The sequence below is a fragment of the Mucilaginibacter tolerans genome, assembly GCF_030519375.1.
Classification (GTDB): domain Bacteria; phylum Bacteroidota; class Bacteroidia; order Sphingobacteriales; family Sphingobacteriaceae; genus Mucilaginibacter.
Genome location: NZ_JAUMKB010000002.1, coordinates 13,106 through 25,795 on the forward strand (window position 1 = coordinate 13,106; position 12,690 = coordinate 25,795).

Below are 12,690 nucleotides of genomic sequence, written 5' to 3' on the forward strand. Positions count from 1 at the left end.
ATTCAACTTAACCTGAGATCCTACTTTAAATAACCATCATAAGAAATAAAATCCCGGTTGACACTCGTTATTGATAGTGAGGCATATCCGTCTGATGAAATATTCAATATCAGGTATTCAATGTTCCTTACATCCGCCGGCTTTATGGTAATCATCCATCCGCTTTTTTTCTTGTCTTTTATATCATAGGTGAATTTAGTCGAAGTAAATTTCATGCCCCCATCACCGTTGTAAGGTACGTCAAAGTAAGCCCGGCCATAATAAGGAAGAAAAGCAATCACACTATCCTTACGCACGTTTAATTCATAATAGGTGTCAGTAAGTGCCTTACCACCGCCTCGGAGCGGCAACATATACGTGGCCAAAAAAGTATAATGACGGCCATCTACGAGCCTCTTTGTTGTAGCTTCTTTTTCAGCTTTTTTATCTTTTCTGTTGTTTTGTGCAAATGCAGTATTTAACCCGGCGCTAACTATTAGCAGCAGGATGCATAGATTCTTTAAAGTCTTCATGATGTCGATAGGATGCGTAATCAGGGGAGATTCCATAAAGTTACCTAAACTTTATTTAATAAAAAAGCCCCGAAAAATCCGGGGCTCTCCTAATAATTTGAATTGCGATTATATCAAATTCACGCTACGATTTACAAACTCGGTAAGGTCAGCCCCTGTCAGTAAGCCCTGTGATAACAATGCCAGATCAAAAGCCTGGCGGGCTAACTGAGATTGTTCCTGTTCGTTCTCATCCTGTAGAATACGGGTGATTAGTTTGTGATTAGCATTGATCACTACTTTATAGTTATCAGGCATGCTGCCATAGAAGCCCATACCGCCGCCCATTGCAGCCATTTCTTTCATACGGCGCATAAATTCGTCCATAGTCACAGTTACAGGTAACTCCTCCGGATTAAGGCTTTCCAATTCAACTCTGTAGGCCGGACGGTTGATCGCTTTTTCGAAGATAGTTTTCACTTTAGCTGACTCTTCCTCAGTCAAAATATGCGCGGGTGCATCTTCTTTACTGATCAGTTTATCTGCTACATCTGAGTCAACTCGTTTTAGCTGGGTCTTCTCCAGTTTTTGTTCCAGGCTGCTGACGAAATGGTTGTCGATAGGTGAGTTCATCACCAATACGTCGTAACCCTTTTTAGTGGCCGACTGAATAAATGCATCCTGTTTTTCTGGGTCATTAGTGTAAATATACACCAGCTGACCATTCTTATCGGTTTGCTCAGCAGCTACTTTTTCCTTGTATTCCTCAAGGGTGAAGTTTTGTTTTTCGGTGTTGGTCAGCAGGGCAAACTCTTTTGCTTTATCATAGAATTTATCCTCGCTTACCATCCCGTATTTTACAAACAAGCCGATATCAGGCCATTTTTCTTCGTAACCTTTACGGTCGTTTTTGAACAACTCTGCCAGTTTATCGGCTACCTTCTTGGTGATATATGTATTGATCTTCTTGACATTACTATCAGCCTGTAAGAAACTGCGTGATACGTTCAGAGGAATATCCGGTGAATCGATCACACCATGAAGCAGCATCAGGAATTCAGGCACAATGTCTTTCACCTCGTCGGTAATAAATACCTGGCGCGAGAATAATTTGATCTTGTTACGCTGAAAATCAAACTCATTTTTCACCTTAGGGAAGTACAGCACACCTGTCAGGTTGAACGGATAATCGACATTTAAATGAATCCAGAACAGTGGCTCTTCCGAGAACGGATATAGTTGTTTGTAGAATTCAAGGTAATCCTCATCCTTCAGATCATTTGGCGATTTGGTCCAGATTGGGTTGGTATCATTAATGACATTCGGTACATCAACCTGTTTGTATTTTGGTTTACCTTCTTCGTCCTCTCCGTCGGGTTCATCCTCGGTCTTGGTTCCAAAAATGATTGGTACGGGTAAAAAGCGGCAATATTTATCCAATATTTCCTGCAATTTATATTTGCTCAGGAACTCCTCTGAGTCCTGGTTAATGTGCAGGGTGATTTCTGTTCCACGCTCTGTTAAACTGCCTTCGCTTAGTTCAAACTCAGTGCTGCCATCGCATACCCAGTGTGCTGGTTGAGCGCCTTCCTGGTACGACAGGCTTTCAATTTCAACCTTATCAGCCACCATAAAGGCCGAGTAAAAACCTAAACCGAAGCGACCGATGATCTCATTGGCGTCTTTTGACTCTTTAAATTTCTCCATGAACTCAGTAGCGCCGGAGAAAGCGATCTGGTTGATGTATTTTTTGATCTCTTCGGCAGTCATCCCGATACCGTTATCCGATATGGTAATGGTTTTTGCCTTTTCGTCAAATGCCACTTCGACACGCAGGTCGCCCACTTCGCCTTTGTATTGACCGAGCGAGGCAAGGCGTTTCATTTTTTGGGTAGCGTCTACTGCGTTTGATACCAGCTCGCGCAAAAATATCTCGTGGTCAGAGTATAAGAACTTTTTAATGATCGGGAAAATGTTCTCGGTGTGGATCGAGATTGTTCCTTTTTCTTGCATAGTCTATAATAGTTTTAGAAATGAGTTTTATGTTATCAGGGCTTGTTCATCAATGCCTGTTCCAAAGTCAATATATTGTCAAATTGGCAGGGCGCAGTTGAGTTGAATAGTTGATTAACTTGGATTGCGCCGATTGGTTTTTATCCTGAATTGATGAATACTTTAAGTAAGTCCTCTAGTTTTTGAGCTGTATCAGCATCAGTTACATTACTATCAGCATCCATTTTAGACCGGACAAACTGTATCAGCAATGTCGTTTCTGGTGCTAATTTGGCATCAATCGCTCCCAGGATTTTGATCATCGCCGCATGTGCATTTTCGCCACCTGTGGATGCTGTTATTAACGCCGTTGGCTTACCACAGAATGAACCGGTAGACACCGTCCAGTCCAAAGCATTTTTTAATGCGCCAGGTACACCGAAGGCATATTCGGGCGTGCAAATAATGATACCATTAGCTTGTGATAATTGCTTTCTGAGATCAGAAACAGCAGACGGAGGCGTATCATCGTCTAATCCAGGATCAAAAGCTGGAATATCCCGTAAACCACCATAAATAGTATAATTTATACCGGAGGGTATCAATTTACCCAATAAGCGCAATAAGCTATGATTAGACGAGCCTTCCCGCAAGCTGCCGGATATAGCAAATATGTTTTTCATGCCAGGCTAAACTAAATAATATTTAAAGACAGAATTTAAAAGCTTTGCTATTTTTACAGCCAGTTTACTATGCCCCTGATATGACACTTAAACCAACACAACTACTCGCGGTATATATCCTGCCTCTTTTACTTTATTCGTGTGCCACAACCAAACCGTTAGCTCCGGCAAAAACTGCAGCGGATGTTCCAAAACTTATTCAGCCTGTTTCTAACATCGATGTGCCTGTTACGGTCGATTTGAAAACTTATTTCGTTCAGGCTGAAAACTCGGTTCCAACCAAATATTCCGATAATCAACAGCCATGCGAAGGCTTACGTTATTTTTATACATTTACCCGCACACCTTTTACTATTACCGGAAGCAATAATATAGTGAACTTGAAATTTGTGGGAAGTTATGGGTTCAATGCTTCTTACTGTGCCAAATGCTCCTCAATGTTTGGTTCAGGGCCGCAATGTGTTGTTCCGGTCGTATCGGCACAATGCGGCATGGGTGGTGAGCCGCCACGCAGAATGGAAATTTCTTACCAAACGACCATCGCCGTATTGCCCGACTATCACCTGAAATCAAAAACCATATTATACCCGGCACCGCGACCTATCGATCGCTGTAATGTCTTTATGGGAAATATTGACGTCACCGACCGCCTGATTCAATACATCAGCGGCCCGTTGAATGACTTGGGCAAGCAGGTAGATGATAAGATCGCCGCCTATAATATTAAACCGATTATCGACCAAATATGGAAAAATATCGCCAGCGAAACCAAAGTAGGCGACGTGGGTTATGTATCTATTAATCCTGAATCGGTGCGTTTGAGCAATTTTAGCTTAAGTGGTTCGCAACTTACTTTTTCGGTGGGTTTATCGGCTAAGCCTGTGGTAACTACAGTTAGCAATCCGCCACCCGCCAAACCAGTGCCCAACCTGACCGCCTATGCGCCTGCAAAGGGATTTAATGTGTATCTGGATTTGCTGGAGAACTATGATCATCTGACCAAATTGGTGAACAAGCAGGTTGTAGGACAAAGCGCTGATGTAGCCGGCAAGCAATTTATTGTAGATAATACCAAAATATGGGGTAGTGGCAGTCAGATTGTAATGCAGATCGATTTTAAGGGCTCCAGCACGGGTACCATCTATTTGGTAGGAACACCTACCTATAATTCAACTACACATGAGCTTTCCTTCCCCGATCTGACCTTTGATCTGCAAACCAAAGCATGGATGCTAAAAGCTGCTAAATGGATGTTCAATGCCAAGATAACCGAAATGATACGCCAGCGGGCCACTTATAATTTCACGAGTTTCATTGCCGATAGCAGAAAAAGGATACAAAGTGAGATGAGCCGCGATATGGGCAACGGCGTTCATACTGATGTGAATATCCGCGATCTGGATATACAGGCTATTTACCCAACTGAAGAGAAGCTGATTGTCCGGACTTTATCAAATGGCCAAATCAAAGTGAAAGTGGTGATGTAATTGCAATTTTAAAACCTATGAATACAGAAAAGATCATTGAAACTATTACCAATATTTTTGAAGGCGCCGATGAGCGCGATTGGAATAAGGTAAAAGCTTCATTTGCCAACGATGTGCTGTTGGATTACTATTCCATGAACGGTAGCCCGGCCACTGTTTTATCCTCCAATGACATTATTAAAGCATGGAAGGGGTTTCTTCCCGGCTTTGACCTCACACATCACTATGTAACTAAATTTGAGATTGAACAATCAGTTGGAATTGCTAAAGCGCATTTTTCTGGTAAAGCAGATCATTTTATTGACGGTGAAAGCTGGACAGTTGAGGGCAGCTATGACCTGGAATTGGCTATAGTTGGTGATGACGCCAAAGTGACCAAGTTTAAATTTAACCTGCAAAGTCAAGGCGGCAATGTACAGTTGTCCCAAAGAGCCGTGGATTTGGCAGCAAAAAAATAGATTAATTTACAAACACCAATAAAAACGCTGAGCCCACACCTTCGGCAGATTGTACCTGGATATTGCCCTTATGCAGCAGCATGATCTGTTTGCAGAGACTTAAGCCAATGCCGCTACCTGTTTTGCGGGTACTAAAGAAGGGGATAAATATCTTATCGAGCAGATCGGTTGGTATGCCCGAGCCATTATCAGCTACCTTAACTACTGTACGGTTATTTGGCTGAACTTCAGCTGAAAGGGTAATGCGGGGGTGTTCTTTATCCTTAACAGCCTCAACCGCATTTACAAGCAGGTTAATCATTACCTGTTCAATCAGATTGATGTCAGCCTCGATAGCTAAGGCGGGGTCGCGCAGTACTATTTCCAATTCGATGTGCTTTTTTGCCATAGATGGATGCATCAGGCTGCTCAGGTTTTCGAACAGATCACGCACCAGTATTTTTTTCAAATCAAGCTTGGTGATCTTGTTCAGGTTACGGTAACTCTCTGTGAACTTGAGCAAGCCCTCACTGCGGCGTTTTATCGTATCAATGCCTAATTCCAAATCCTCCAGCTGTCCACCCATTGAACTGTTAACTATCTCGGGCGATTGCAGGCGGTTTTTCAAGGTATCGGCCAATGAGGAAATAGGAGCCACAGAATTCATGATTTCATGTGTCATTACGCTCAATAGCTTTTGCCATGCTTTTGATTCTGTTTCGTCAAGGGCTTCGCTCACATTCTGGAAAGCTATAAGCTTGTATACCTTATCATCACTACGCAGCAAACTTGCAGTGATGAGTATCTTAATTAATTGTTGGTTTCGGGTAATAGAAATTACTTTGCTTTCGCCGGGTTTTATATTTATAATCTCCTTATAAAGAGATTCTTCTCTCTTTTCAAGTGAAGAAATAGTTTTAACATACGGGATGCCTATTATCCGTTTAAAAGCCTCGTTGATCCAACCTGTTTCACCGGTTTCCAACTCATAGGAAAGAATACCTGTATCGACAATTTCCAATATTTTTTGCAGGTAATGATACTGGGTTTCACGTTCGCGGCTGATGAGTTTAAAGGTAGAATTGATCTCGTTAAAACCTTTCCTGAGGGGTTTAAGTTCAGTAGGTGCCTTCCGCACATCAAAATGGCGCGAAAAATCGCGGTAATGTATTGATTCCACGAACTGACTCACCTCGTCCTGCGCCTTTTTCTGAAAACGGATCATGTCAATGAGCTCATATACCAGCAGCGGACAAGCAAGAACCATATATATAAGCTGCCCTTGCACGGCAATAATAGCTGTACCCGTTAGGGTTATAAATAAAATTAGTACACGCAGCAGAAGCCGCCATTCGTAACGTTTAAATATCATATTTGCTTAGTCTGCGGTATAAGGCGGTGCGGGTCAACCCCAGCTCTTTGGCGGCCCTGGTAATATTGCCGTTATTTTTTTCAATCACCCTCAAAATGGCATTTTTTTCCAATGTGCTTAGTGGTACATTATCGGCTTCAACCTCACTTTCGGTAGGTGTTTCGAGTATTGAAAATATCAGATCATCCGGTTTTAACAAATGGTCATCTGCCATAATTACGGCACGTTCTATGGTATATTGGAGTTCGCGCACATTGCCCGGGAAATTGTACTGTTTCAATTTTTGCAATGCTCCGGCATCAAAATCCACCGACGGTTTTAAGTACTTGTTGGCATACATCTTGGCAAAATGTTTAGCTAACAGGACGATATCTTCATTCCGCTTTCGTAATGGTGGCATGTTTATCTCGACAGTATTGATACGATAGATCAAGTCCTTCCGGAAACGGTTCTCGTTCGCCAATTCATATAATGGTACGTTGGTTGCACAGATCAGGCGGATATCAATATCTACGGCCTTATTTGTGCCCAGGCGGGTAACCTGACGGTTTTGTAATACAGTCAATAGTTTAGCTTGTTGCTGCAGGCTGATGTTACCTATTTCATCCAGGAACAACGTGCCGCCATGTGCTTCCTCAAACCGGCCTTCCCGATCCTCACGCGCATCGGTAAATGCTCCTTTTTTATGGCCAAATAATTCGCTTTCAAACAAAGTATCGGTCAATGCGCCTACATCGACCTTAACAAACGGCTTATCTGCACGAAGCGATCGTTCATGTATAGCTTTTGCCATCAAATCCTTACCGGTGCCGTTTTCGCCTAATATCAATATATTAGCATCAGTTGGTGCAATCTTATTTACCTTATAAAATATGTCTTGCATCACCTCTGAATCGCCAAGGATAGAGGTATTCCCGGCCGATTTTACGCTTGCCTTTGTAGGTTTTGTACCTTCCTGTTTATCCAGAAGTTCCTTTATTGTACTTATCAACTTTTCGTTATGCCATGGCTTAACAATAAAGTCATTGGCACCTTCTTTTAATGAACGTACAGCCAAATCAATATCGCCATAAGCGGTAATCATAATTACGCATACATTGGGTTTCCACTCTTTAATTTTTCTCAGCCAGTATATACCCTCGTTCCCGGTATTGATAGCACTGTTAAAATTCATATCAAGCAAAACAAGGTCGACCTGGTTTCGTTGTAGCAACCAATTCAGGTTTTCCGGGTTCTTTTCCGTGATAACTTCCTGTGTTTCGGTTTTTAGCAGGAGCTTAACGGCGGTTAATACATCAATGTCATCATCAACAACCAAAATGGTTGCCTTTTTTAATATCATAGTATTTGTTTGTTTATATGTTGTATGGTAATTCGTTTATGATAAAGCTCTAAATTAGTAAATAAATATGGCTCGCGCTTGTGTTTATACACTATATATGCTTACTGCTGAGATACAATTTTTATGCTAAAGGCGCTTAATGATACTAAATAGTTAACTATGAACGATTAAGTATGATTTATTGACTAAAACCGCCAAAACGCATTGTATCATAACCGGACACTTGCTGTAACAGAAGCGTACGGTTGAATTCTTGTTTTTAATATTAAAATACTGAAAAACAGCTGTTTAATTTGTGGCATGTGTTTTTGTAACCATTAACCAAAATATAATTTAATACCGTGGACAGAAAAATTGAAAAAAGTACCTGGAACAAAAAACGAATACTGACTATTGTGGGTATAACCGCGTTGGTTGCTTTGATAGTATCGGTTACCTACGTAGGTATCACCGGCAAAAGCAAATACAATGCATCTATTGACCGTATTACTATCAGCGAAATAAAAAAGGGGCCTTTCCAGGAGTTTATTCCTGTAAATGGTACCGTGTTACCTCAAATAACAATTTATCTTGATGCTGTGCAGGGTGGTACCGTCCAGGAGAAATATGTGGAAGATGGAGCCAAATTGAAAAAGGGTGATCCTATACTAAAATTGGCAAATACAGATGTAGAACTAAGCCTGGCCAATTCTGAAAACAGTGTTTATAATGTTCAAACCCAGATGCAGATATCTAAAAATAATGCAGCACAAAATACAGTCAATAAGTTGCAGACGATGGCTGATGCTGAAAGTGCATTTAAAGAAGCAGAACGGGTTTATAATCTTGATAAAAAGTTATATGATCAAAAAGCAATTGGTTTGCAGGAATACAAGATTGCCGAAAATACATACAATTACCAGTTACGTAAAAGGAACCTGACAAGAGAAATTTTGAAACAGGATACCGCGCTGAATAAAGTTCAAAATCTACAGGCGGAAGAACAATACGTTCAGATGAAGAAAAGTCTGGAACTGATGCGTAAAGAAGTTGCCGACCTCACTGTGAGGGCCCCTATAGATGGTCAGTTAACATCCCTTGACGCAGAAATTGGCCAGAATAAAAATAAAGGTGAACACCTTGCGCAGATTGACGGTTTTTCGGGTATAAAAGTACGTGCTCTTGTAGATGAACACTATTTATCAAGAGTGATACCGGGGCTTACTGCGTACTATCCGACCGATGATAAAACTTATAAACTGATTGTCAAAAAAGTCTTCACGGCAGTTGGTACCGGGGGTACCTTCCAGGTTGACATGATGTTTGTTGGCGATGCCCCTTCCGGATTAAGAAAGGGTCAGACTTTGCAGATCCGTTTGGCATTCAGCGACGAGGCGCCTGCAATATTGTTACCTAAAGGCGGCTTCTTCCAGCAAACCGGTGGTAACTGGATATTTAAAGTGAGCGACGATGGTAAAACAGCTTACAAGGTTGACATTCAGCTAAATAGGCAAAATCCGGATTATTTCGAAGTAACGAGAGGTTTGAAGCCAGGCGACAAAGTAATCACTTCGAGCTATGAAACCTACGGCGATATACAAGAATTAGTATTAACAAAATAGAAAACCTGATTATTAACTAAATAAAATCAAACCTTATTACATAAAAGGTTTAGGAGGCACAAATGATAAAGATTACAGACTTAGAAAAATTTTATCGCACCGAAGAAGTGGAGACGATCGCATTAAACAAATTGTCCATTCACGTGAACACGGGAGAATTTGTAGCAATCATGGGCCCGTCTGGTTGCGGTAAATCCACGTTACTGAACATTTTGGGTATGCTTGACGATCCTGATGGCGGAAGCTATGTTTTCAATGGCGTAGAAGTAGCACATTTTAACGAACGTAAACGTGCGGACCTGCGCAAACACAACATTGGCTTCGTGTTCCAGAGCTTTAACCTGATCGACGAGCTGACAGTATTTGAAAACGTCGAACTGCCATTGATCTACACCGGTGTTCCAAGTTCCGAGCGTGTTAAAAGGGTAGAAGAGGTGCTGGATAAAATGCAGATCATGCACCGCCGCAATCACTATCCGCAGCAGTTATCGGGTGGTCAGCAGCAACGTGTGGCTATTGCCCGTGCCGTTGTAAATAAACCAAAATTGATACTTGCGGATGAGCCCACCGGTAACCTGGACAGCAGCAACGGTAACGACGTAATGGAACTGTTAACTGACCTGAACGAACAAGGTACTACCATCATCATGGTAACTCACTCTGAACATGACGCCCGTTACAGTCACCGCATTATTCGTCTGCTCGACGGTCAGACTGTGATGGAAAATATAATGATCTAAGGATCATCCCCGAACTGAATTAGTTTTTAATAATCAGTTGATTAATGTGTGTGTCTCCCTAACTCCTTCCCAAAGCAGGAAGGAGTTAGATCGAGAGTTTTTTGTCTAAAATTTTTTCGGATATGATAAAGAACTACATCAAAACTGCTTTCCGAAGCCTCACCAAAAATAAGGCTTACAGCTTCCTGAACATCTTCGGCTTATCCATCGGTATCGTATGTGCCGCTTTGATCTTTTTATGGGTTGAAGATGAGGTGAATTACGATTCTGTCAATGTAAAAAAGGATAGGTTATACCTGGTAAAGGAAAACCAAAAATATGATGCGTATATATTCACGCATTCATCTACACCGGGTATTATGGGACCTGAATTGAAGGAGACCTTGCCCGGGATTGCCAACGCATGTCGCACCTCTGAAGGACAGGAAACATTTCTGTTTTCACAGGGCGATAAATCTGTGTATGCCTCAGGAAAATATGCTGATCCATCCATATTCAGCATGTTTACTTTGCCATTTACACAGGGGAATGCCCGTTCGGCTTTTGCTCAATATCATTCATTGGTAGTTACTGAGAGAGCCGCTAAAAAATTCTTCGGAAATGAGCCAAACGTTATTGGCAAAACAATTAAGGTTGATAACAAACAAGAATATGTCATTTCTGGCGTAATAAGGGATCTGCCTGCAAACTCATCGTTACAGTTTGAGTGGCTCATGCCGTTTCAGATTCATCTGGATAATAGCCCCTGGTTAAAATCTTGGGGAAACAACAATACTACTACCTATGTGGAGCTAAAGTCAAATGCAAGCATTGCTACGGTTAAGGGGCAAATACTTAATTATATTCAAAGGCATGAGCCCAAGGCCCTTAGTCATTTGTTCTTGTTCAGTATGAACGACTGGCGGCTTCGCGACGACTTTAAAGATGGTAAAATGACAGGTGGTGGCCGTATAGAGTATGTTCACTTGTTTACCATTATAGCCTGGATCATTATGCTGATAGCTTGTATCAATTTTATGAACCTGGCTACCGCCCGCAGTGAAAAACGTGCGCGTGAGGTTGGTGTCCGAAAAGTTTTAGGTGCAGGTAAAAACTCACTGATCTTCCAATTTATTGGAGAAGCTATTTTTATGGCCCTTGTTGCCGCTTGCGTCGGTTTAATTCTGCTAACATTAGTACTACCCGGCTTTAATCTTTTGGTTGAAAAACAGCTTAGCCTTGGGTTAGGTAAGCCATACCATATACTCGTATTATTGGGCATTGCAATCATTTGTGGTTTGGTAGCAGGAAGTTATCCTGCATTGTACTTGTCTTCATTTAAGCCAGTTTCGGTTTTGAAGGGAATCAAATTGAAAGACAGTAGTGCGGCATACATTCGCAAAGGATTGGTTATCCTGCAGTTCTCTGCATCGATTATTCTCATTATCAGCACGGTAATTATCTACCAACAAATACAGCATGTAAAGAATAGGGAGTTGGGCTTTAACAAAAACAATCTTCTGGAGATCGATCTGCAGGGTCAAATGGCGAAAAACTATACCCCAATAAGAGAAGAATTGCTCAGAGTCGGCGATGTTGAGAATGCAGCGCTTGCTGACCATTCCATTATTTATGGCGGTAATAATACCAGCGGGATGACATGGGAAGGCAAGGCCCCAGGTTCAGAGGTACTAATATCTCAACGTTATGTGACTCCTGAATTTATGGCCACATCGGGTTTAAGCATATTAGAAGGACGGAATTTAGTAGTACGGGATACCGGAAGGCCGATTCATATGATCATTACTAAATCGTTAGAAAAATTGATGGGTAAGGGGAGTGCATTGGGTAAAACCATGCATTATAATGGCGACACTACGACGGCTACAATTGTAGGTGTGGTAAATGACTATGTATATGGCGACATGTATGGCAAGCCTGACCCAGTAATGTTTATGGTCGCCAAACCCGAGGATAATACGGTGATGTATGTGCGTATTAAACCGCAGGCAGATATTCAGAAAACGCTTGCTAATATACAGGGAATATTAAAAAGATATAACCCTGCCTTTCCATTTCAATATCGTTTCGTTGATGACCAGTTCAATGGCATGTTCCTCACTGAGATGCTCGCAAGCAAATTGTCAAGGCTATTTGCTGCGCTGGCTATTGTGATTTCGTGTTTGGGATTGTTTGGTCTGGCCGCATACACGGCTGAGCGACGCACCAAAGAGATCGGTATACGCAAAGTGTTGGGTGCAAGTGTAGCAAGTGTTACATCACTCCTTTCAAAAGATTTTTTACAACTGGTAATACTATCCTGCCTGATCGCTTTCCCGGTTGCTTACTGGAGAATGAGTTTGTGGCTGAAAGGCTATCGGTATCATATCGAAATGCAATGGTGGGTGTACCTGGTAGCAGGAGCATTGGCCATTATAATCGCTTTGATAACAATCAGCTTCCAGACTATTAAAGCGGCGTTAGCTAACCCAGTGAGGAGTTTGAGAAGTGAGTGATCTTTAGTCGCTGGTTATTAGTCATCAGGATTTAGATTTTAGAGTTTTTT

Annotated in this window: 10 protein-coding genes; 5 read left to right on the forward strand and 5 right to left on the reverse strand. The window is 41.7% G+C overall.

Annotated elements, in window-relative coordinates:
• Window positions 1-20: 20 nt before the first annotated feature.
• The 3 genes from Q3A68_RS02705 to Q3A68_RS02715 all read right to left on the reverse strand — a co-directional run bounded on the left by Q3A68_RS02705 (window position 21) and on the right by Q3A68_RS02715 (window position 3,166).
• The gene (locus Q3A68_RS02705) at window positions 21-548 is read right to left on the reverse strand and encodes a DUF4251 domain-containing protein (RefSeq protein ID WP_302899479.1); all 528 of its coding nucleotides are present in this window, start codon (window positions 546-548) and stop codon (window positions 21-23) included.
• 72 nt (window positions 549-620) lie between these two features.
• A complete protein-coding gene (gene htpG, locus Q3A68_RS02710) occupies window positions 621-2,504 on the reverse strand; it encodes a molecular chaperone HtpG (protein ID WP_302899481.1) in 1,884 nt (627 codons plus the stop codon).
• A gap of 140 nt (window positions 2,505-2,644) precedes the next feature.
• Window positions 2,645-3,166: an NADPH-dependent FMN reductase gene (locus Q3A68_RS02715; RefSeq protein WP_302899483.1), complete on the reverse strand. Its 522-nt coding sequence runs from the start codon at window positions 3,164-3,166 to the stop codon at window positions 2,645-2,647.
• Between the two features lie 80 nt (window positions 3,167-3,246).
• Here Q3A68_RS02715 and Q3A68_RS02720 point away from each other — a divergent pair, with 80 nt between their 5' ends.
• On the forward strand, window positions 3,247-4,653 hold the full coding sequence (locus tag Q3A68_RS02720) for a DUF4403 family protein (protein ID WP_302899484.1): 1,407 nt from the start codon (window positions 3,247-3,249) through the stop codon (window positions 4,651-4,653).
• A 17-nt stretch (window positions 4,654-4,670) separates the two neighbouring features.
• Window positions 4,671-5,111, forward strand: coding sequence for a nuclear transport factor 2 family protein (locus tag Q3A68_RS02725; protein WP_302899485.1), 441 nt, complete (start codon window positions 4,671-4,673; stop codon window positions 5,109-5,111).
• A 1-nt stretch (window position 5,112) separates the two neighbouring features.
• Here the strand turns inward: Q3A68_RS02725 and Q3A68_RS02730 are convergent, their stop codons facing one another.
• Together Q3A68_RS02730 and Q3A68_RS02735 are read right to left on the reverse strand one after the other, a co-directional pair.
• Window positions 5,113-6,462, reverse strand: coding sequence for a sensor histidine kinase (locus tag Q3A68_RS02730; RefSeq protein WP_302899486.1), 1,350 nt, complete (start codon window positions 6,460-6,462; stop codon window positions 5,113-5,115).
• On the reverse strand, window positions 6,452-7,804 hold the full coding sequence (locus Q3A68_RS02735) for a sigma-54-dependent transcriptional regulator (RefSeq protein WP_302899487.1): 1,353 nt from the start codon (window positions 7,802-7,804) through the stop codon (window positions 6,452-6,454). Before Q3A68_RS02735 ends, Q3A68_RS02730 begins: the two co-directional genes overlap by 11 nt.
• A 341-nt stretch (window positions 7,805-8,145) precedes the next feature.
• On the opposite strand from Q3A68_RS02735, the gene Q3A68_RS02740 reads away from it, so the two are divergent.
• The 3 genes from Q3A68_RS02740 (at window position 8,146) to Q3A68_RS02750 (ending at window position 12,640) form a co-directional block, all read left to right on the forward strand.
• Complete coding sequence (locus Q3A68_RS02740; RefSeq protein WP_302899488.1) at window positions 8,146-9,405, forward strand: efflux RND transporter periplasmic adaptor subunit; 1,260 nt, start codon at window positions 8,146-8,148, stop codon at window positions 9,403-9,405.
• A gap of 62 nt (window positions 9,406-9,467) precedes the next feature.
• Window positions 9,468-10,145 (forward strand): ABC transporter ATP-binding protein, encoded by a 678-nt coding sequence (locus tag Q3A68_RS02745; RefSeq protein ID WP_302899489.1) that lies wholly within the window; start codon window positions 9,468-9,470, stop codon window positions 10,143-10,145.
• A 122-nt stretch (window positions 10,146-10,267) separates the two neighbouring features.
• The gene (locus Q3A68_RS02750; protein WP_302899490.1) at window positions 10,268-12,640 is read left to right on the forward strand and encodes an ABC transporter permease; all 2,373 of its coding nucleotides are present in this window, start codon (window positions 10,268-10,270) and stop codon (window positions 12,638-12,640) included.
• The last annotated feature ends 50 nt before the right edge of the window (window positions 12,641-12,690 follow it).